This is a genomic window from Aromatoleum evansii (assembly GCF_045689615.1).
In the GTDB taxonomy this organism is placed as follows: Bacteria; Pseudomonadota; Gammaproteobacteria; order Burkholderiales; family Rhodocyclaceae; genus Aromatoleum; species Aromatoleum evansii.
Genome location: NZ_CP141259.1, coordinates 2,545,651 through 2,566,904 on the forward strand (window position 1 = coordinate 2,545,651; position 21,254 = coordinate 2,566,904).

The window sequence follows — 21,254 nt, forward strand, 5'->3', positions numbered from 1 at the left end:
ATTCACGCCAGCGTGTAGGTTGTTTTCACCGAGGTATAGAACTCGCGTGCGTAACTGCCCTGCTCACGCGGCCCGTAGCTCGAACCTTTGCGACCGCCGAACGGGGCGTGGTAGTCGACGCCGGCCGTGGGCAGATTCACCATCACCATCCCCGCCGTCGATCGCCGCTTGAAATCCGTCGCATGCTTCAACGAGGTCGTGCAGATGCCCGATGACAGGCCAAACACGGTGTCGTTGGCGACCGCCACGGCTTCTTGGTAATCCTTGACACGGATAACACTCGCGACGGGGCCGAACACCTCCTCGCGGTTGATGCGCATCGAATTCTCCGTATCGGTGATCAGCGCCGGCGCCAGGTAATGGCCAGCGGTCGCGCGCTGCAGCAGATCGCCGCCGAACACCACACGTCCGCCCTCGGACCGCGCGCTCTCGATGTAGGACAGATCCTGATCGAGTTGATCCTGCGAGACGACCGGCCCAATGTCGGTGCCGGGCTTCAAGGCGTCATCAATCTTGAGCGCCGACAGCTTCTCGACCATCGCAGCGATGAAGCGATCGTGGATGCCGTCCTCGACGATCAAGCGACTCGAACCGGTGCAACGCTGACCGGTCGAGTAAAACGAGCCGTTGATCGCGACCGACACCGCCACATCGAGGTCGGCATCGTCGAGGATGACCAGCGGATTCTTCCCGCCCATCTCGAGTTGCACCTTCGCCCCCCGCTCCATGCAGTCCAACCCGATACGTCGCCCCGTACCTGTCGACCCGGTAAAGGTCACGGCTCGAACCTTGGGCGACTTCACCATCGCGTTCCCGACTTGGGAGCCGGCTCCCATCACCAGGTTGAACACACCGGGAGGTAGTTTGCCTGCACGCACAATGATCTCGGCCAGCGCCCACGCACTGCCAGGCACGAGATCGGCGGGTTTGAACACCACCGAGTTGCCATAAGCCAGGGCCGGCGCGATCTTCCATGCCGGGATCGCAATGGGGAAGTTCCACGGCGTAATGATTCCGATGACACCTTCCGGCTCCCGGTGGACGTCAACGTCCACCCCCGCGCGGATTGCCGGCAAGCGCTCCCCGCCGAGGCGCAGCGCCTCGCCCGAGAAGAACTTGAACACTCGACCCGCACGTGTCACTTCTCCGATGCCTTCGGGCAATGTCTTTCCTTCCTCGCGCGACAGCAGTCGGCCAAGCTCCTCGCGCCGTGCCAGCAGCTCCGTGCCGATACGGTCCATCGCATCGGCACGCTCTTCCGCAGTGCTGCGCTGCCACGTTTGCTGCGCGTCGAATGCCGCATCGATCGCCTGCCGCGCCTGCGCCTCGTCTGCCCGCGCGTATTCACCAACCAAGTCGTCCAGATTCGAGGGATTGATGTTGCGGTTAATCGCAACGCCCTCCACCCATTCGCCGCCGATAAAGTTCTTGAACACCGACCTCTCCTTTCGTCGATCCGTGTGAATCACATGGCTCTCCGGAGGCTCCTTCATTCAAGCCCAATCCTTCAGCCACTCACTTTTGTAGCGCTTCAAAAACAACTATGGTCAGAATTTATATAAGTACAAAGACAATGTAAACCGTGTTTTGAAGCGCTTCATTTATATAATGTCGGCTCAATGCGATTCAACGTCCCAGTCGTGTCATCACGTCGGCCGCTACCGCCGATGCGCCACCTGCTGGAATCGAGGAATCTGCTGCTCAGGTCCGGCACGCTCGTTGACGCCGCGCTGATCGCCACACCGCCCTTGGCCGAGAACCGCGAGGGCAAGCGTTACCTGATGGTGACGCAAACCACGGAGGGCGCCACCTGGGCTCGCGCCACGAACGTCCATTTGGGCACCGACAATTGAGACGGCCTGATCCAAGCGGTGCGCATGACGACAACCAAGGTCGCCGACGGCGTCGTAACCGATCGTTTGTTGCACCGGAGGCAACCAGGTCATGGCGCGCACCAGCGACATCCCGTACCACGTGCTGGAGAGCGCCTACCAGCAGTACCTGCGCCACGCAACGCTGCACGCGGCCAACGACTGCATCAGCAACGCCATCGCCGGGCTGCCAATCTTTCCGTACTACTCGTTCGAACTCGATGCGCTGTACGGTGCCGTCGATGGTCAGAAATTCGGCGTTGAACGGCCGACCGTGAAGGCGCGCTACTCGCGCAAATATTTCGGGCGCGGCAAGGGCGTGGTCGCCTACACGCTGCTGTGCAATCACGTGCTGCTCAACGGCTACCTGATCGGCGCGCACGACTACGAGGCCCATCACGTGTTCGACATCTGGTATCGCAACACGTCGGACATCGTGCCGACCGCGATCACCGACGACATGCACAGCGTCAACAAGGCCAACTTCGCCATCCTGCACTGGTTCGGATTGCGCTTCGAGCCGCGCTTTACCGACATGGAAGGCCAGTTGCAGGAACTGTATTGCGCCGACGATCCGGCGCTGTACGAGAAGTGCCTGATCCGACCGGTCGGCCAAATCGACCGGCAACTCATCGCCAGCGAAAAGGCGAATATCGACCGGATTGTCGCCACGCTTGGCCTGAAGGAGATGACGCAGGGCACACTGATCCGCAAGCTGTGCACCTACACCGCGCCGAATCCAACGCGGCGCGCGGTGTTCGAGTTCGACAAGCTCATCCGCAGCATCTACACGCTGTGCTACCTGCGCGATCCTCAACTGGAGCGCAACGTGCACCGCTCGCAGAACCGCATCGAGTCCTACCACCAGCTACGCTCGACCATCGCCCAGGTCGGTGGCAAGAAGGAACTGACCGGGCGCACTGACATCGAGATCGAAATCAGCAACCAGTGCGCCAGGCTGATCGCCAACGCGGTCATCTTCTACAACTCGGCCATCCTGTCGCGGCTGCTGACGAAGTACGAGGCGAGCGGGAACGCCAAGGCGGTGGCGCTCATCACTCAGATGTCACCGGCGGCCTGGCGGCACATCCTGCTGAACGGGCATTACACCATCCAGAGCGACGGCAAGATGATCGACCTGGACGCGCTCGTGGCGGGGCTGGAGTTGGGATGACGGAAATTTCGGCGGTTCCGGCTTACAACCCCCGCTGGCGCCCAGCCGCGAAGCGTGGTTGCGAAGATTGCGCGAAGAGGCTGTGCACCGGGCGCTCAGAGGATGGTGCTGACCTGGATGGCCGGGCTGATGTCAGTGTAGTTCGGGATGTCGCCGAGAATCTCTGCCGCGTGGGGGCCGAACGCCGCCAGGAAGGCGTCGACCGAGTCGAAATGCAGAAGCGCCATCGCGATGTAGATCGGCGGCGCTTCGGGTCCGCCGCCGGCGAGGCCTTGGTCGACCTCGACCCTCTTCAGATCCGGCCCCAGGAGCCTCCATACGAGCGGCAGATGTTTGCCGACGTAATAGTCGATGTCGAAGCGCGCGCCGTCGCGCCGCGGATACATGACGCTCACCTTGATCACCGCTCTTCTCCCGTCTTCCCGGCTCGCTCGGCCGAACTCAGCACACCTCGAACAGCCCAGCGGCGCCCATACCGCCGCCAACGCACATCGCCACTACGACGTAGCGCACGCCACGCCGCTTGCCCTCGATCAGCGCATGCCCCACGAGTCGCGCACCGCTCATGCCGTATGGATCGCCGATCGAGATGCCGCCGCCGTTGACGTTGAACAGATCGGGGTCGATGCCGAGCCGGTCGCGGCAGTACACTGTCTGGCACGCGAACGCCTCGTTGAGCTCCCACAAGCCGATGTCGCTGACGCGCAAGCCGTGGCGCTCAAGCAGCCGCGACACCGCGTACACCGGCCCGATGCTCATCTCCTCGGGCGCGGTACCGGCGACCGCAATACCGCGGTAGATGCCGAGCGGCTCGAGGCCGCGCGAGGCCGCCAGCTTCGATTCCATGACGACGCAGGCCCATGCGCCGTCCGAAAGCTGGCTCGCGTTGCCCGCGGTGATCGTTCCACCGTCGAGGACGGGTTTGAGCGCGCGCAGGCTGTCGAGCGTCGTGTCGGGCCGGTTGCCCTCGTCCTTCGCGAGCACCACGTCCTTGTGGCTCACCGCACCGCTCTCCTTGTCGACGACCGCCATCGTCGCCGCGATCGGCACGATCTCCGCGTCGAAGCGCCCCGCCTGTTGCGCCGCGGCGGTCCGCCGCTGCGACTCGAATGCGTACAGATCCTGCGCGTCACGGCTGATGCGGTACTTTCTCGCGACGTGCTCCGCCGTGGCGAGCATCGGCAGATACGCATGCTCGACGCGGGCGAGCACATTCGGGTCCTTGTCCGCATCGACCCATGCCATATATCGGTTTTGCACCGCGGAGATGTTCTCCTGGCCGCCGGCGACGGCGATCTGCATACCGTCGAAGACTACCTGCTTGGCTGCGGTCGCGATCGCCATGAGCCCCGATGCGCATTGACGGTCCATCGTCTGCGCGGCAACCGTGACCGGAAGCCCGGCCGCGAGAACCGCGAGCCGGGCAACGTTCATTCCGGCCGTGCCGGCAGTCGGCACGCTGCCGATTACGACGTCATCGATTTCCCTGCCGTCGACCCCTGCGCGCGCGATCGCGTTGCCGATCGCGTGCGCAAGCATCGTGGGCGACTTCATGTTGTTGAGCGCTCCGCGGTAGGCCCTTCCGATGGGCGTGCGGGCGGTCGAGACGATGACGGCTTCTCTCAAGGCACTTCTCCTATAAAGTCGATTCCGGTAATGACAACTCAGAGGTCCGCAAAGCGCCCGCGCGACTTCGCAAGCCTCGCGAGCAGCGGCGACGGCGTCCAGAACCCGTGCTCGTCTCCGAAACGGTCCCCGTAGCGGACGAGCCCCTCCAGGATCGCGGCGGCGCCGACCATGTCGGCTTGGTGCATTGGGCCACCTTTGGCCGCGGGGAATCCGTAGCCGCTCGTCCACACGACATCGATGTCGCCGGCGCGATATGTCATGGTCATGGCGAATGGCCTATCCAAACAGGTCAACCCGATCGTTGCGGCATCCGTCGAGTCCTTCGGTTTCGTGTTCCTGCACCCCTACATGGATGGCAACGGTCGCCTGTCACGTTTCCTGTTTCATCACGCCTTGTGTCAGTCCGGCCAACTGGAACGGGGCCTGCTGCTGCCCGTGTCGATCGCGATGAAGCGCCATGAGGAGCAGTATCTGCTGGCCCTGCAGTCTTTCTCGAAGCCGGCCCGCAAACTGTGGGATGTGACGTGGATCGACGAGGATCAGTTCGCGTTCGACTTCAAGGGGCAGTCTTCGATCTATCGCTACTGGGATGCCACGCCTTGCGTCGAGTTCGGCTTCCGGATGGCTGAAGAAGCCCTCAACGTCGATCTACGGCAGGAGACCGAGTTTCTTGCGAGCTTCGACCGCATCAGCAGGGCCGTGAACGAGGAATTCGATTTGCGGTCGAACGACCAGCACCTGTTGATCGCATCGGCGCTGCACAACGGGGGCGCGATCTCGAAGAAACGGCGCAAGCAGTTGATCGAAAGGGTGCCCGCCGAAGCCTTCGAGTTAATAGAAGCGCTGGTGAAGGCTGAACTCGCGCAGCAGGAGGCGCCGAGTCCTTCACGCCCTCGATCCGGTCCCGGCCTCTGAACAGAGTGCCGGGTGGGCATGAGGACATTCGGGATGAATTCTCCTGCCACTTGGCGCCGTGGGGTTCTGTAAAGGGGAATGCGCGGGCATGTGTTCAAGTGTGTTCGCAGAGATTGCCTAATGGGAACACTGAGGCTTGCGGCCGCGCCCACATCGGGAACCCGCTCCACTACTCTTCCGCCAAACACGTTGCGCCGATCACGGAAAAAGAACCATCCAGCACATGTGCTGGATGGGTAAGTCGCCAACGGCGGGAGAGGAGACTCCGCTGGACGAAACCGGTTTATTGCCTCGCCGAAGGGCACTCCAACAAGGAATGAAGATCAAGCGCGACCCCTATTGCTCGGCGCCAGCATTCTCGCCCACGAGGTCGAAGACATGTCCCATGCGACCTGCTTTCGTGTCGAGATAGGCCGCGTTGTGGGCGTTTCGTCCGCTCGGCAACGCCACGCGCTCGACGACTTCGAATCCCATCGCCGTCAAGGCATTGGTCTTCGCCGGATTGTGCGTCATCAAGCGTAGTCGCCGCACGCCGATATGCGCGAGCATCGGGCCGCAAACCGCATATTCCCGGGCGTCGACCGAAAATCCCAGGCGCAGATTGGCATCCACGGTGTCCGCACCGCAATCCTGCAGACCATATGCCCTAATCTTGTTGTGCAGCCCGATACCCCGCCCCTCCTGGCGCAGGTAGATCAGCACTCCCCTGCCTTCGCTGCCGATCTGTTGCAGCGCACTGCGCAATTGATGGCCACAGTCGCAGCGCTGGCTGAAAAGCGCGTCACCGGTGAGACATTCCGAATGGATTCGCGTAAGCACCGGCTCGTCCCCGGCGACGTCGCCCAGCGTCAGAACCAGATGTTCCTTGTGAACCGCATCGACGAAACTGTGGGCGACGAAAAGGCCCCACCGCGTCGGCAGCTGACTCGATGCGATGAAACGCACACTCAGAGGCGGGCGACCACGGGCGACGCACGAGGTGGCATCTCCTGTCGCTTCGAGCTTCTCTTCCGGTTCGTGAACTGCGTGGTATCGAGACATCCTCGCTTCTCCCCTAGCAACTGATACGCATCGACAGGTCGATCGCCTTGACGTCCTTGGTAAGGCTTCCGATCGAGATGCGATCGACACCCGTTTCCGCCACTTCGCGCAGATTGTCGAGCGTGATGCCGCCCGAGGCTTCGAGCTCGGCCCGCCCCGCGGTGATCGCGACTGCCTCGCGCATTTGCTCGACGCTGAAGTTGTCGAGCAGGATCAGCTTCGCCCCGGCTGCGAGCGCAGCCTCGAGCTCGGCATGGTTCTCCACCTCGATCTGCAGCGGAATGCCGGCCGGCGTGAAGGCTTCCGCGGATCGCAGCGCCTGCGGGATGCCGCCCGCCACGGCGATGTGGTTTTCCTTGATCAGCACGCCCGCATAAAGACCCATGCGGTGATTGTGGCCGCCCCCGACCCGCACCGCGTATTTTTGCGCCATGCGCAGACCGGGCAAGGTCTTGCGGGTGTCGTAGATTCGCGCGGGGGTGCCGGGAATCGCCTCGACGTAGCGCCGCGTCGCCGTCGCGGTGGCTGAAAGCGTCTGCAGGAAATTCAGCGCCGCGCGCTCGGCACTCAAGAGCGCACGCGCGTTGCCGGCGATTTCGCACACGACGTCCCCGGGCGAGACTTCGACGCCGTCCGCTGCGCGCCAGCGGATCTCGACGCCGGGGTCCAGCTCGCGAAAACATTGTTCGAACCATGGGGCGCCGCACACCACCGCCGCTTGGCGGCTGATCACCGTCGCGTATGCCTGGCGGTCGGCAGGAAGCAGATTCGCCGTGTAATCGCCTTCGCCGATGTCTTCCTCGAGCGCCGCGCGCACCGCGGACGCGACGTCGAGTTCGAGAGTCGAGTCGTTCATCGCAGTCCTATGCTCCTGCCTCGGCCCCGCAGAGGGCGACATCGGGATTGAGCGTGTAACGTCCGGTCAGCGTCGCCTCGGCCAGCACATGCGGACGAATCGCCTCGACGACATCGCGTGCGCCGAAGGTCCCCGACACGGGACATTTCGCAATGTCGAGCGCGTACAGCGTAAACACGTAACGGTGCGGAATCTCGTCGTTCCACGGCGGGCACGGCCCGTCGTAGCCGAAATACTGCCCCGCCATGTGCTCGTCGCCGACAAACCATTGGGTGTAATCGTTGAGCGCCTGCCGGGTGCTATGCGGCGCGTCGGGCCCGGGTTTGCCGCGGGGAACGACGGCGTCCGAGAACTCCCCTTTCCCGATGCCCGGCAACTCGGGCGGCAGATCGACCAGGGCCCAGTGATACAGGTCGATCCGCGGAACCGCCGCCGACACGACCCGCCCTTCCCGATTGAAGTCGTCGAGCACCGACGGCACGTCGGGATCGTGGCAGATGACGACCAGCGACTTCGTGCCCGCTGGAAGACCGCTCCACGCGAGCGCGGGATTGAGATTGCGTGACAGGCCGATCCGCGTCTCCGGGTGAGGCGCGGCAAACGCGCATTCTTGCGGAATTCTTCCGTCGTCCTCGAAACAGCTGCTGGTCAAGCGCATGACGTTTTCCTCACGTGGTCAAAACGATTTTCAGGCACTGCGATCGGCCGCCATTCCATGCCATACAAGCCAACCGCCTATGGCGGCAGCGAGCGCCGAGGCCATCTGGACCTGATACGAAGGAACCATCAGGCCGACACCGGCACCGAGAAAGCACAGACGGTGCACCACGCCGAGCTGCCGCTTCCAGTAGCCCTCGGTCGCGAGGCAAAGACAGCCGGCCGCGGCCGCCGTCGCGACGCACGCGAGCACGATCTGGCCCGTCGATCCGGACAGCAGGACGCCCTCGTTGTAGACGAACGCGAATGGAACGACGAACGCGGTGATCGAGATGCGCACGGCGGCAAGACCGACCGCGAGCGGATTGGCGAGCGCGATCGGCGCGGCGGCGAACGCGGCGACCGCGATCGGCGGCGTCATCGCGGACAGGCTCGCGTAATAGACGAGAAAGAGGTGCGCCGCCATCAGCGACACGCCGAGCTTCGTCAGCGCCGGCGCGACCAGTACGGCGGCCAGGATGTAGACGCTCGGCGTCGGCATGCCCATCCCGAGGACCAGCGTGATGACCGCGGCGACCAGCAGCGAGACGAACAGGTTGGATCCGGCAATGAGGAAGATCAGATCGGCGACTTTCACGCCGAGGCCGGTCATCGACAGCCCCCCCACAACCAGCCCTGCCGCGGCGCAGGCGGCGACGACCGGGACGATGCGTAGCGTCGCTTCGGCGAGGATGTCGTAAAGCCCTTTCAGGCCGAAACGCGTCTCGCGCCGGGACATCGCGACCGCGACGACGGCGAGGGTACCGAACGCGGCGACGAAATTGGGCGAGTAGCCGATCAGCAGCGCGGCGACCAGCGCGAGCAGCGGAACCAGGAACATACCGCCGCGGCGCATCGTGTCCGCGAGCGCCGGCACGTCGTCGAGGCCGGTGATCCCGTCCTTGAGCGAGCGCAGATGCACCTGCAGGTAAAGACAGAAGTAGTAGAGCAAGGCCGGCACGATCGCGGCGACGGCGATGTCGGTGTAACGGATGCCGGTGAATTCGGCCATGATGAAGGCGGCCGAGCCCATGACCGGCGGCAGGATGCTACCGCCGGTCGAGGCTGCGACTTCGATGCCCCCGGCGACTGCGCCCGAATAGCCGAGCTTCTTCATCATCGGAATCGTGATCGAGCCGGTCGTCACGACGTCGGCGGTCGGACTGCCGGAAATCGTGCCGTACAGCCCCGACGACGCCACGGCGATCTTCGCCGGACCGCCGGGGCTCCTGCCGCTGACGGCGGCCGCGGCATCGAAGAAGAAGTCGCCTCCTCCGGCGCGCGAGAGAAAAGTGCCGAAAAGACCGAACAGGAAGACGTAAGTCAATGCGACCCGGATCGGCGCGCCGAAAATGCCGTCGGTGGTAAACGCGAGCACGTCGAGAAAGTGCGGATAGTCGATGGGACCGTGGCCGAGCACGCCGGGCAGCAGATCGCCCCACAGGTTGTAGGCGAGGAACATGAGCACGATCGACGTGAGCCCCGGGCCGACGGTGCGCCGCGTCGCCTCGAGCGTGATCAGCAGCAGGCCGCTGCCGCAGACGAGGTCGCCGGTCGTGAGCTCGTCGAGCAGCGTGATGCGCGTGATGATCCGCTCGTTGTTGAACCAGAAATAGGCCGAAATGGCGAGGCTCGCCGCGGCGAGCAGGCCGTCCCAGACCGGCACGCGGTCGCGGTTCGAGCTCGCGGTCGCGCCGGTCGACAGGAACACCAGCGCAAGCATCAGTCCGAGAAACACGATCGTCATCGCGTAGATCTGGACGATCTGGATCGTCGTGACCCAGACGATGCCGACCGCGATCAGCGCCGCCAGCGGTTTGAGCACCCAGCCGGCACAGTGGGTCGGGTCGCGGCGCGCGCCGGACGTCAGGAATCTGCTCAGAAATGAAAGGCTCATACTGGACACGTTCGAATCTCCTCAGAGGTCCGCGTCCGACGACTCCCCGCTTGCGGCGGCGCGGGTGCGGGCGGCGCGAATCGCGAGACGGCCGCGTCGCCGCGCCCCGGACCGGGGCGGATGGCGACGCCACCAGTCGGCGACGACGACGGAATGGCTTGGCAGCGCGGCGCGGCCGGAATGCGGCGTGCGCGGTTCGCCGTCCCTACTTCAGCAGCCCGGCTTCCCGGTAATAGTCTTCGGCGCCCTTGTGATAGGGCACGATCTTCTGGCTCGCGAGGAACTCGGGCGTGATCACCTTCAGGCTGCCGTGCGCGCCCTGCAGCTTGTCGATGTGCTTGTGCAGCGCGCCCGCGAGATCGTGCGCGACCTTGTCGTCCATGTGGCTATTGACGACCAGCACCGCGCTCAAGGCCACCGTCGGCACGTCCGTCGGCTGCCACGCGTAGCTGCCGGCTTTCACGGTGAAGGGCGCGACGCTCAGCTCCTGCGACACTTTCTCGACGGCGCGATCGGAGACGGGCAGCAGGACGAGTTCGACCGCATCGCCCGCCTGCACGATGAAGCTCGTGCGGACGAACACGCCGTTGGCGAACATGTCGATCCGCTTGTCCTTCATCAGATCGCCCTGCTCGTCGGAAGCCGCGTAGATGACGTCGCCGCCCCATTTCTTGATGTCGTCGAGATTGACGCCGATCGCCTTGAACATCTCGACGGCGACGTGCTCGGTGATGTTGCCGCGCTTGTTCAGCGCGAGCCGCAGCGGCGGTTTCTTGGCTGCGATGTCGTCGAAGCTGTGGATCTGGTACTTCTCCGCGAACGCCTTCGACATCACCATCTGCATCGGCGCCCAGTTGTACAACAGCGCAAGCGCGCGCAGGCTCGTGATCGGCTTGGAGAACGGTTTCGCGCCGGAGCTCGCGATGCGCAGCTCGGCGTCATGCGCGATGCCGAGCTCGACCTTGCCCTGGTCGAGCAGCGCGATGTTCGCGAGTCCGCCGCCCGACGTTTGATACGTGATCGACGAGCCGGGAAAACTTTCCTTGACGGCGCCGTCGATGCCGATGCCGATCATGGTCCACAGCCCGCTCGGGCTCGCGCCCGATAGCGTCATCTTGTAAGGTTCCGCATTCGCGCCAAGACTGGACAACGCAAACACGACCCCAAAAATAATGGTGCGCAACATCTGTCTCCTCCTTATCGTTTTACCTGATGCCCAAGCAGCGTCGGAGTGATGTCCGGATCACGGACTTATTGTTATTGCACAGCGTATTGTCAGGCTAGCATTGGGGTTTTCCATCCAGCAAGAACGTATGGGGCGGCGCGCCCGAAGAAAACATCCACGATCCGGACGCTCGCTCGCTTCGCGCCGCGGGCGCGCAATTCCTGGTCACGCGAACGCCCCCTGCTCCTCGAGCGCCGCGTATTCCTGTTCGGAGATCCCCAGGAAATCACGAGACACCAGCGCGTTGTCTTCCCCGAGGCGGGGGGCTGCGCCCGTCACATCGCCGGGCGTGGCCGACAGATCGAAGGCCGAGAAATAGCAGGCCACGTCGCCGATCTCGCCGTGCAGGCGTCGTCGCCAGATCCGTCGGTAGGCGAGCTGCGGGTCGCGGAAGAGGTCCGCGATCGTATTGACCGGATACGCGTGGACCCGCGCGGCTTGAAGCCTCGCGGCGACATCCCCGGCGTCCTGCGTGACGAGACACGACGCGATGATCGCGTCAAGCTCGACGCCGTTGGCCTTGCGCGCGGCAATGGTCGAGAAGCGCGGGTCGTCGGCGAGCTCGGGCCGCCGCAGCGTCTGCGCGAGGCGCGCGAATTCGTCGTCGGACCAGCACGACAGCGCCAGCCACGTTCCGCCGCCGCACTGATAGGCGTCGTGGGGAGCCGCGCCCGGGTCGGCATTGTTCGCCCGCTCGGCGATGCGTCCGCTCGTGTGGTAGTCGAGCAAGGCACCGGCGACGAACAGCAGTCCGCTCTCGTATTGCGCGAGATCGATCCACGCCCCGTTCCCGGTGCGCCGCTGCCGGTCGAGCGCCGCGAGCACCGCGGTCGCGCCCAGCGTCGACGCGATGAAGTCGATATACGGACCGTACAGCAGCATCGGCGGGCCGTCCGGATCGCCCGTCAATCCGCAGAAGCCCGCGAGCGCCGACAGTTGCGAGCCGAAGCCGGGCGTTTGCGCGCGCGGCCCCGTCTGGCCCATGTTGCAGCTCGAGATCATCACAACCCCCGCGTTCAGCTCCTTCGCAGCCTCGTAACCGAGGCCGAGGCGGGACATCACGTCCGGACGCATGTTCTCGATCACGATATCGGCCCAAGCGGTCAGGCGTCGCGCGACCTCGATACCGGCGGGCGTCTTCAGGTCCAGCGTGACGTCGTATTTCGAGTCGTTGAAGATCGCGAAACAGCCGCTGCGGTCCTTGCCCGGCCGGCCGTCCTTGTACGGCGGATATTCGGTGCGGAATCCGTCGGGCCGCTGGTGCGATTCGATGTGCACGACGGTCGCGCCGAAGGTCGCGAGCATCTTGCCGATATGCGGGCCGGCGGCGTACGCGCCGAACTCGACGACTTTCACGCCCGCCAGGGCTTGGGAGATCGCGCTCATACGGTTTGCCTCTCGTGTGCGGTTTCGGGCGCGGAGCGGATGCGGTCCGCGCCGAATTCGGCGAGCAGCGTGCGGACGTCGACGGCAGTGCCAGGCGGGTGCGCGAGTGGCTGCCGGTTGCCGTCGATGATCGCGAAGCTGCCGCAATGGCGCTGCGGCTCGCCGCCGGGAGTGGTCAGGTCGTGCCAGAACTCGCGCGCTTCGAGCTGCGGATCCTCGGCGATGTCGCGCATCGTCGAAACTGGATAGCCGAGCATCTCGCGGCGGCTCGCCTGCTCGAGGAATTCGCTTTTCTTCAGGCCGAGAAAAAACTGTGCGATCGGCCCCTCGAGCGCATCGACGTCCTGCTGCGTGGCGAGCCGCGGATCGAAGCGCTTCCAGTCGATGTCGGCGAGCGCGCCGAGCTCGGCACCGCGTTCGCGCATCCACGCGACGAGCTGTGCATTGGTCCGTCGTCCGGCGGGCCCGCCGTAGAGGACGAAGTTCAGATAGCCGTCGGCGCACGGCCAGAAGGCGCGGTAGCGCGCGCCCTTGATCGAGCGCCCGGTCACGAACGCGCCGGCGCGCGTCGGCACGATGCCTTCGAGGTCCCAGAACGCGGGTGCATGCGACAGCGCGAGGATCACCGCCGCCTGCCCGGACACGTCGACGTGCTGCCCCTCGCCGGTCGCGGTGCGATACAGCAGCGCCGTCAGCGCGCCGACCGCGGCCTGCGCGCCGGCCCAGCAGTGGGACTGGGGAACGGTCACGCGCTTGGGCACGTCGTCGGGCTCGCCGGCGAGCGACATCGCGCCGCCGGCCGCCATCATCTCGAGATCGGACGCGAGCCAATCGGCACGCGGCCCGCTCGTGCCGAAGGGCGTCACCGATACATGGATCAGCCCCGGATTGAGCTCGCGCAGGCGCGCCGGGTCGAAGATCCGCGCCCGCTCCTCCGGCGAGGCCGATTCGACCAGGAAGTCGACGCCGGCGACGAGCCGCTCGAAATCCGCGTGGCCACCGGGCGCCGCGAGGTCGAGACGCAGCAGCCGCTTGTTGACGTTGTACGCCTGCCAGTCGGGACCGTCGATGTCGGCCCCGGGCCCTTCCACCTTGATGACGTCGGCCCCGAGATCGGCGAGCAACCGCCCGGCAAGCCAGCCGGTCCGGTCGCTCAGATCCAGAACCCGGTATGCTTCAAGCATCGCGGCTTCCTCCTGGTGTTGGGGGTGGCGGCGCTCAGCGCCCGGTGCGTGCGAGCGACAGCACCCAGCCGGCCATGCGCGACTTCATCTTCTCGATGTCGCCGTTGCTGAAGAAGTCTTCGGGCTTGACCAGATCGACCCCGTACACCGGCCGGTGGAAGTCGCTCTCGTAGCCGTACGGCACCGTCGCGTCGATCCCCATCCCGCCCTCAAACTGGGTGTTGGAGGCGGTCCATTGCTTGTCGCCCGAAGTCATGCGTTCGGCCGGCATGAAGGTCTGGCCACGCCCGCCGGGGATGGGGTTGAGGATGTCGGTCTGCGGATTCACGCGCGTGGTGAGGCACCACATGATGTCGTCCATCGAGTAGATGTCGACGTCCTCGCTGACCGCGATCGCGAGCCGCATGCCCTGCGAGCACGACAGGATCGCGGAGAGGAAATTGCGCTGCCAGCCTTCCTCGATCTGGTTGCGCTTCTTCACCTGGATGATGCAGCCGCCCCAGTCGGTCATGCAGTACGGGATATGCACGTTCTGCACGATGCCCGGCTGCAGCCGCTCGCACAGTGCGAAGATCGCCGACTCGCGCACCGAGGTGTCGATGTTCGAGTCGTCGGCGGTGTGCACGCCGAGCGGGAAGATGATGGGCTTGGTCTCGCGCTTTCGCATCGTGATCGCGGTCACGTGGAAGGTCGGCGCCTTGTAGGCCTTGCCCATGTAGCCGGCCCACTCGGGGTGGAAGTGGAAGCGGCCCTGGATGTCGGCGGCCTCGGATTCGGCCGTCTCGTAGCGCTTGTCGCGCGGGTGCAGATAGCCTTCGAGCACGTATTCGGCGTCCGCCAGGGTGTAGGCGTCGATCGTGCGGCATTTGACCAGCCGCACCGGCGCGCCCTGGATCGCGCCGGCGATGCCGATCTCGTCGCAGCCCTTCGGCAGGATCGCATAGTCGAAGCCGGCGCCGGCGACGTAGGTGCACGACGGCGGCACCCCGAAGCACATCGTCAGCGGGATCGGCTCGTCGTCCTTGTAGTGCTCGGTCATGACCTGCCACATGTGCGAGCCCGGCGAAATCTGGAACGTGCCGACGTTGCCCCAGCGGAAGTTCATGCGGTTGTAGCCGATATGGCTGCCGCCGTCGAAATACGGACCGACCACGCACGAGATCCCCGAGCCGATCGTCATCTCGGTCTCGAGCGGCGTGTGGCGGATCGCGGTGAGCCACTTGTTGACGTCGAGGTCGTCGGTGAGGACCTCTTCCTGCACCGGCGCTTCGTCCTGCGAGATGATGATCGGCTTGAGCGGATGGTCGATCGCGCGGGCGACTTTCTTGACGCGGTCGAGCGAGTCCTGCCAGCCGAAGAGCTCCTCGACGACGCGGATGTCGCCGAAGAGGTTCGTGATGGCGCGCGCGTGCGGCATGCCTTTGACGTTGTTGAAGAGCATCGGCAGGCTGCCGTCGAAGATCTTCTGCAGCCCGGTGATCTCGAGATCCGGATTCACTTCCTTGTCGCTCTCGACCAGGTACCCCTTGCCGCGGAACCACTCCACCGCCTCGCGCAGGTCCTTCACGCCCACGCGCCCGCTCACCGCATCGATTTCCTTCTTCGCCAGATCGTTCATCTCGTTCGTCTCCAGGGTTTCGTTCATTCGGCCATCGACATATTCCATATTCCGGACTATCGATAACACTCTGTCGCTGCGCTCACTGCCGTGATTCATCAGCTTACGGGATACAATCTAGCGATGCCGCGGCATTGCGGCAACCGTACAGCATGAGTTTAGAATCCACTTTATGGACTATGAAAAAATCTAATTCCAACCGTCAGGCGCAAACGAGCTCGGCGGTTCGCGACTGCGCCGCGAAACAAGCCACGACCCGGTCGAGACAGGCGGCAAACCAGAAGGTGTAGCGACCCGGATTCGCCTTCACGTCGGCCGCAAGCTCGGCGACCTCGACCCACTTCCAGTCATCGGCCTCGTCGGGACAAGGCACCGGATCGCCGTCGTAGCGCCCGAACAGCACGTGGTCGTATTCGTGCTCGACGAGGTCGTTCGGAAAGGCGACGCGATAGACAAAGCCGAACTCCTTCGCCAGCTCGCATTCGAACCCCATCTCCTCGCGCAAGCGGCGGCGAGCCGCGGCGACGACGCCTTCGGACGGTCGCGGATGACTGCAGCAGGTGTTGCTCCACAGGCCGCCCGAGTGATATTTCGCCGCCGCCCGGCGCTGCAGCAATAAGCGACCGCGCGAATCGAACACGAAAACCGAGATCGCACGGTGCAGGCTGCCACTACGGTGCGCCGCGAGTTTTTCCGCGACGCCGACCGGATTGTCGTTCTCGTCGACCAGTACCACGTACTCTTCCATGTCGAACCTCCTCGCACATACCCCACCCGAAAGACCGGCGCACACCCGCTCGTCGCCCGGCGCCGCCAGTACGATCCACACTTCTGCGATCCACACTTCGGACCATTTTTCCAAACCCTATTTCCGTCGAATCGCCCGTTATGGCTCAATCTATAGCCAGCAAAAGCCATTGACAACGCACTCGCCGACAGTATTCTTCCGTATATTGGACACAATGGAGGCACCATGACGACGGACACGATGACCGAACGATCCGCGGGCGGCACCCAGAGCATCGAGCGGGCGACGCACATCATGCGGGTCATCGCGTCGCGCAACAGCACCGGGCTACGCCTCGTCGATATCTCGAAACAGACGAAGCTCGAGCGGCCGACCGCGCACCGCATCCTGAAGTGCCTGATGGCCGAAGGGCTGATCACGCAGAGCCCGGAGACGCGGCGGTATTTCCTCGGGCGGCTGATCTTCGAGCTGGGACTGGCCGCATCGTCGAATTTCAACCTCCGCGACATCTGCCACCCGGCATTGGTGCGCCTCGCGGAAAGGACCGGCGACACGATCTTTCTCGCGATCCGCAGCGGTGCCGACTCGGTGTGCATCGATCGCGTCGAGGGGTCGTTCCCGATCAAGACGCTGACGCTCGACGTCGGCACGCGTCGCCCGCTCGGCGTCGGCGCAGGGGGCCTCGCGCTCTTGATGACATTGCCCGAGCACACCCAGGAGGAGATCATCACGGCGAACGCGCTGCGCCTGAGCGCCTACAACAACCTCAACATGCCCGAGCTCAAGGGGCTGCTGCAGCGGTGCCGCGAGTTCGGCTTCGCGCTGAACGAGAACGTCACGCCGGGGGCGACGTCGGTGGGGCTTCCGATCCGTTCGCGCTCCGGCGAGCCGCTGCTCGCGATCAGCATCGGCGCGATCTCGATCCGCATGACCCGGGAGCGCCAGCGCGAGCTCGTTTCGCTGATCCGTTCCGAGATCGAACTGCTCGAAAACTCGCTCGACGACCGGGCGCATCCCTGAGCGGAAACGCCGCCGGACGGTCGATCGGCGCGGCGCCGCGGCCCCGTCCCCGTCCCCGTAGTCCGCTCCGCAGTCTCCCATTAACCCGGCAACTATGATCGAGAGGCCGTTCCTGCCGGTCGACATGCGCCGGGTGGTCGCGCGGGGCGCGGTGTCGCGCTCAACATGACAGGAGATCGATGGCGGAGAGCAATCGTTTGGCCAAACGGGAGCTTTCGTCGCGCGAGAACCGTACGGCGGTGCCGACGCCGAGGTAGCGCTCGGCGATTTCCGGTGATGCGAGCAGATCGGCGGCGGGGCCCGAAAGGGTGATGCGGCGGTTTTCTATGACATAGCTGTTGCTACGCATTGAAAATTGACCCTCTTTCGCGGGGTCCGGCCGACTCGGTCCGCCCGCGAACGGTCGCTACGGATTCTGCTTGTCCAGCCAGTCGGCAAGCCCCTGGGCGTTGAGTTCGATATCGGCCGCGAGAAGTTCCCGCATCGCGTCACCACTGAGCCGCCAGTTCTGCCGCTGCGCTTCGTCTTCCAGCAGCGTGGAGAGTGCGGCCTTGAGCCGCTCATGGCGTATCGTGCCGGCGCCGCTCGCGGAGCGCGCGGCGGCGACGAAAGCGTCGATCAAACGATGCAGGTCGGCCGCGAGCCGCGACACGTCGCGTACCTGTCCGAAGTGCGTGACATACACGGCCTCGGGCCGCAACGCCGCGATGCGCTCGACCGATTCGTGCATGGCCTCGGGCTCGAACTGATTCGGCGTGGTTACGGGTAGTACAAAGGCACGCCCGGCGTTGTCGAGTTCGCGATAGGACAGGCCGAAGGTATCACCGGTGAAGATATGCCCGGTCGCCTCGTCGACGTAACAGACGTGGTGCCGGGCATGACCGGGGGTGTCGAGCACGCGGATCGTGCGCGTGCCTAGCCTCAGCACGCTGTCTTCGTTCACCTCGACAATGCGATCGGGTGCGATCGGCAGGATGTCGCCATACTTTTCGCGCGTCTCTTCTGCGCCGTACACGGCGACTGTGCCAACCACCAGTCGCGACGGATCGGTCATGTGGCGCGCTCCCCGTGGATGTACCGACAGGCGCGCGTTGGGCAGCAGGCGCGCCAGTGCGCCCGCGGCGCCGGCATGGTCGAGATGTATGTGGGTGAGCAGGATCCAGTCGACCTGCTCCGGCTGGATGCCGCGTGCAGCGAGCGCTGCCAGGACGGTCGTCGTATTGGAATTGGTTGCGGTGTCCACTAGGGCCGCACGGCCGTCCTCGACGATGCAGTGGACCGCCGCCAGCCTCGGCCGGACAAACCCGCTGTCGATTGCCACAATGCCGTGGCCATAGTCGATGATTGATTCCATGGGTTGACGAGTCAGGTAAGAGGATTGGATCGCATCACGAATGCTTTTGTCACGACATCCATCTTATGGATAAAGTATTTCAGGATCATGGATTGTTAATTTCGCATTTTGTCGGCCATCTCAGACTTTAACAAGCAGTAAGCATTGGCCGCTGTATAAATTAGATCCGTATGATGGACGCTCACTCAAGCCATTGTCGGTCCCAATGGGGGAACTGAACTCGGCGTCGCCGAGGCGCTTGCGCCGGGGGATCTCCCGGTCCAGATCGAAGTGGAGAACCGCGAAGAACTCGAAACGGCGATCGCTGCGGGAGCGAAACTCACCCCGGCTTGAATGCCGGGGCTTGCGCTCGACGCGTGGTCAGTGCCAGACGATGAATCCGGTCCCGGCCGCGCCGAGCCCCGCGGCGAACAGCACCGGCGCAGTCAGCCCGTCGCGCGACCGGAACAGCGCCAGCGACAGCAGGATCGTCATGAAGGTCTCCATCGACGTGATCAGCGCGACGCGCGAGATCGTCGTATGGCTGATCGCCGCGAAGAAGGAGAGCTGTCCGAGCGAGCTCAGCACGCCCGCGGCGACGAGCCACGGGTCGAAGCGCGTGAAGGTGCTGCGGATCGACTCGCGGTAGCTGTCGACGAAGACGGCGGCGAGTGCGAACACCAGCGCACCGACGAGCGCGCCGACGAGCGTGCCGAGCGCCGGGTCGGGGACGAGCACGAGGCCCTGCTTGCGCGCGACGTAGCCGATCGCATACGCGAGCGCCGAGATCGGCCCGTAGACGTAGCCGACGTTGATCAGCAGGCCAAAGCAGTCGCGCACGGAGGCATCGGCCTCAGCGCCGTCGCCCGCGCCCGCGCCCGCGCCCGCGCCCGCGTTGCGCAGCGACTGCCGCACGAGCACGCCGAAGCTCGAGAAGATCAGCAGCATGCCGGTGATCATGGCCGCGTCCATCGGCTCGCCGAGCACGAGCACGCCGAGCATCACCGAGAACATCGGGTTCAGGCGCTTGACGGCCGAGCCGCGCACGGCGCCGAGATGCTGCACCGACGCGAACACGAACACCCGGCCGATGAACATCGTCAGCAGGCCGGCGCCGGCAAACCACGCGAGCGCCGCGCCGCCGACCGTCGGCAGCCGCGCGCCGGCATTCAGGTAGAGCCAAGCGACGAGCGCCATCGCGCTCGTGATCAGGATCGACAGGAACGCACCGTTGTCCTGTGAGCCGCGGCCGACCGCGCGGGCGATCGCGAGGTTCGACGATGCGAACAAGCTCATCGACAGCATCGCGAGCCATTCACCCATGGCGATCGGCTCCCCGCCCCGTCGTCATCGCGGCGCGGCCGCCGGCTGCGGCTCGACGACCTGCGTCGGCGTGCCGAAGACGAACAGGTTCGCGCACATGATCGTCGCGGCGAGGAAGTAGAATGCCGCGTCGAGCCCGTAGCGGTCCGCGAGCAGGCCGCCGATCATCGGACCGAGCGCGGATCCGGCCGCCTGCGTCGCGAACAGGATGCCGATCGTCGTGCCGCCGACCGTCTTCGGCGTCACTTCGAGCAGCCACGCCTGCATCACGGGACGGACCGCGTACAGGAAGAACCCGAGCACGGCGACGAAGGCGACGAAGATCGCGCTGCTGCCCGCGACGGCCGTCGACAGCAGCACCGCGGCCGTCGCCGCCATGCTGGCCGTGACGACCTGGCGCCGCCCCATCCGGTCCGACAGGTGGCCCGCGACCGGCGCCGCGGCGAAGCCCGCTGCCTGCAGCACGAACAGGCACACGCCGGTCTGCATCGGCGAATAGCCCATGCGATCGGCGAGGAACAGCGGCAGGAAGGTCAGCAGCGCGTTCTGCGTCATCGAGCGGAACGCCGAGCTCGCCGACAGCAGCACCAGGCTGCGGTTGCCGAGGAGTGCGCGCAGCCCGCGCCGGAACTCGCCGGGCGGCTGCCCACGGCCCGCCGCGCCGGCCGGCGTCGCGGTCGTCCGGCCGCCGCGCAGCGTTCCGAGCATCGCCACCATCGCGACCGCGAGCGCGAGCCCCGGCACGACGTTCATGACGACGATATCGCGCCAGGTGAACGTCGCGAGCAGGCTGCCGACGACCAGCGGCGCGAGCGCTTCGCCGGCGTTGCCACCCATGCCGTGCAGCGACAGCACGAGACCCTTGCGCTGCGGAAAGCGCTCGGCGAGCGTCGGGATCGCGCTCGGGTGCCACAGGTTGTTGCCGATGCCGACGAGCACGACGCAGGCGAGCAGCAGCCGGTAGTCCGCGACGAAGCCCATCAAGAGGTACGGCAAGCCGACCCACGCGAGCGACACCGCCATCAGCAGTCCGCGCCGGCCGACCGCGTCGACGAGCATGCCGCCGGGAACGTTCGCGGCCGCGCCGGCCGCGTACTGGCACGTCATGATCAGCCCGACCTCGCCGTACGTCAGCCCGAGCTCGCGGCCGATCAGCGGCAGCAGCAGATAGAAGGTCGCGGGGTACCAGTGCGTGAAGGCGTGGCCGATCGTGATCAGCCAGACCTCCCGCCAGGGCCGCTCCGGGGCCGTCGCTTCCGAATCCTTCATGCGTACGCTCCTCCTGTTTCGCGCCCGGCGCCGAAAACGGCTCTGCAGCCGGGAACGGCATCGATTGGC

20 protein-coding genes and 1 pseudogene are annotated in these 21,254 nt (G+C 65.1%); 4 read left to right on the top strand and 17 right to left on the bottom strand.

The genetic code is table 11. The annotated features are described in order from the left end of the window. Positions 1–2: 2 nt before the first annotated feature. On the bottom strand, positions 3–1,436 hold the full coding sequence (locus U5817_RS11925) for an aldehyde dehydrogenase family protein (RefSeq protein WP_407280881.1): 1,434 nt from the start codon (positions 1,434–1,436) through the stop codon (positions 3–5). 231 nt (positions 1,437–1,667) lie between these two features. Between U5817_RS11925 and U5817_RS11930 the strand changes: the two genes are divergently transcribed. Then, entirely contained in the window at positions 1,668–1,853 is a 186-nt protein-coding gene (locus U5817_RS11930) for a hypothetical protein (protein ID WP_407280883.1), read from the top strand. A gap of 79 nt (positions 1,854–1,932) precedes the next feature. Beyond that, positions 1,933–3,045: pseudogene (locus U5817_RS11935) on the top strand (Tn3 family transposase); the annotation flags it as partial. A 95-nt stretch (positions 3,046–3,140) separates the two neighbouring features. Here U5817_RS11935 and U5817_RS11940 read toward each other — a convergent pair. From U5817_RS11940 to U5817_RS11950, 3 genes are read right to left on the bottom strand one after another with little or no spacing between them, the layout of a single operon-like run. After that, positions 3,141–3,449: an EthD family reductase gene (locus tag U5817_RS11940; protein ID WP_407280884.1), complete on the bottom strand. Its 309-nt coding sequence runs from the start codon at positions 3,447–3,449 to the stop codon at positions 3,141–3,143. Positions 3,450–3,486: 37 nt separating this feature from the next. Beyond that, complete coding sequence (locus U5817_RS11945) at positions 3,487–4,671, bottom strand: acetyl-CoA C-acyltransferase (RefSeq protein ID WP_407280885.1); 1,185 nt, start codon at positions 4,669–4,671, stop codon at positions 3,487–3,489. Between the two features lie 38 nt (positions 4,672–4,709). Further along, the gene (locus tag U5817_RS11950) at positions 4,710–4,940 is read right to left on the bottom strand and encodes a hypothetical protein (protein ID WP_407280886.1); all 231 of its coding nucleotides are present in this window, start codon (positions 4,938–4,940) and stop codon (positions 4,710–4,712) included. On the opposite strand from U5817_RS11950, the gene U5817_RS11955 reads away from it, so the two are divergent. After that, positions 4,939–5,589 (top strand): Fic family protein, encoded by a 651-nt coding sequence (locus U5817_RS11955; RefSeq protein ID WP_407281062.1) that lies wholly within the window; start codon positions 4,939–4,941, stop codon positions 5,587–5,589. The two genes, U5817_RS11950 and U5817_RS11955, sit on opposite strands and share 2 nt — an antisense overlap. A gap of 336 nt (positions 5,590–5,925) precedes the next feature. Here the strand turns inward: U5817_RS11955 and ribA are convergent, their stop codons facing one another. From ribA to idi, 9 genes are all read right to left on the bottom strand, one after another. Beyond that, the gene (ribA, locus tag U5817_RS11960) at positions 5,926–6,540 is read right to left on the bottom strand and encodes a GTP cyclohydrolase II (protein WP_026296151.1); all 615 of its coding nucleotides are present in this window, start codon (positions 6,538–6,540) and stop codon (positions 5,926–5,928) included. Positions 6,541–6,643: 103 nt separating this feature from the next. Beyond that, positions 6,644–7,486 (bottom strand): carboxylating nicotinate-nucleotide diphosphorylase, encoded by an 843-nt coding sequence (gene nadC / locus U5817_RS11965; RefSeq protein ID WP_018991472.1) that lies wholly within the window; start codon positions 7,484–7,486, stop codon positions 6,644–6,646. A gap of 7 nt (positions 7,487–7,493) precedes the next feature. Next, a complete protein-coding gene (locus U5817_RS11970) occupies positions 7,494–8,144 on the bottom strand; it encodes a YbhB/YbcL family Raf kinase inhibitor-like protein (RefSeq protein ID WP_018991471.1) in 651 nt (216 codons plus the stop codon). Positions 8,145–8,174: 30 nt separating this feature from the next. Then, positions 8,175–10,079, bottom strand: coding sequence for a TRAP transporter fused permease subunit (locus U5817_RS11975; RefSeq protein ID WP_018991470.1), 1,905 nt, complete (start codon positions 10,077–10,079; stop codon positions 8,175–8,177). 205 nt (positions 10,080–10,284) lie between these two features. Continuing rightward, complete coding sequence (locus U5817_RS11980) at positions 10,285–11,265, bottom strand: TAXI family TRAP transporter solute-binding subunit (RefSeq protein ID WP_018991469.1); 981 nt, start codon at positions 11,263–11,265, stop codon at positions 10,285–10,287. 204 nt (positions 11,266–11,469) lie between these two features. After that, positions 11,470–12,690: a CaiB/BaiF CoA-transferase family protein gene (locus U5817_RS11985; RefSeq protein WP_018991468.1), complete on the bottom strand. Its 1,221-nt coding sequence runs from the start codon at positions 12,688–12,690 to the stop codon at positions 11,470–11,472. Continuing rightward, positions 12,687–13,874: a CaiB/BaiF CoA-transferase family protein gene (locus U5817_RS11990; protein WP_018991467.1), complete on the bottom strand. Its 1,188-nt coding sequence runs from the start codon at positions 13,872–13,874 to the stop codon at positions 12,687–12,689. The genes U5817_RS11985 and U5817_RS11990 overlap by 4 nt, the downstream gene beginning before the upstream one ends. 34 nt (positions 13,875–13,908) lie before the next feature. Beyond that, positions 13,909–15,519 carry a UbiD family decarboxylase gene (locus tag U5817_RS11995; RefSeq protein WP_407280888.1) on the bottom strand — a complete coding sequence of 537 codons (1,611 nt, stop codon included), beginning with the start codon at positions 15,517–15,519 and terminating at the stop codon, positions 13,909–13,911. Positions 15,520–15,694: 175 nt separating this feature from the next. After that, positions 15,695–16,354, bottom strand: a complete 660-nt coding sequence (idi, locus tag U5817_RS12000; RefSeq protein WP_232429044.1) for an isopentenyl-diphosphate Delta-isomerase — start codon at positions 16,352–16,354, stop codon at positions 15,695–15,697. Between the two features lie 111 nt (positions 16,355–16,465). Here idi and U5817_RS12005 point away from each other — a divergent pair, with 111 nt between their 5' ends. Then, the gene (locus U5817_RS12005) at positions 16,466–17,260 is read left to right on the top strand and encodes an IclR family transcriptional regulator (RefSeq protein ID WP_018992959.1); all 795 of its coding nucleotides are present in this window, start codon (positions 16,466–16,468) and stop codon (positions 17,258–17,260) included. Positions 17,261–17,420: 160 nt separating this feature from the next. On the opposite strand, the gene U5817_RS12010 is transcribed toward U5817_RS12005, so the two are convergent. From U5817_RS12010 to U5817_RS12025, 4 genes are all read right to left on the bottom strand, one after another. Beyond that, entirely contained in the window at positions 17,421–17,609 is a 189-nt protein-coding gene (locus U5817_RS12010; RefSeq protein ID WP_018992958.1) for a hypothetical protein, read from the bottom strand. A 57-nt stretch (positions 17,610–17,666) separates the two neighbouring features. Continuing rightward, positions 17,667–18,614, bottom strand: a complete 948-nt coding sequence (locus U5817_RS12015) for an MBL fold metallo-hydrolase (protein ID WP_018992957.1) — start codon at positions 18,612–18,614, stop codon at positions 17,667–17,669. Between the two features lie 360 nt (positions 18,615–18,974). After that, positions 18,975–19,916 (bottom strand): EamA family transporter, encoded by a 942-nt coding sequence (locus tag U5817_RS12020; RefSeq protein WP_018992956.1) that lies wholly within the window; start codon positions 19,914–19,916, stop codon positions 18,975–18,977. 24 nt (positions 19,917–19,940) lie between these two features. Next, positions 19,941–21,185 carry an MFS transporter gene (locus U5817_RS12025; protein WP_018992955.1) on the bottom strand — a complete coding sequence of 415 codons (1,245 nt, stop codon included), beginning with the start codon at positions 21,183–21,185 and terminating at the stop codon, positions 19,941–19,943. Positions 21,186–21,254 lie beyond the last annotated feature (69 nt).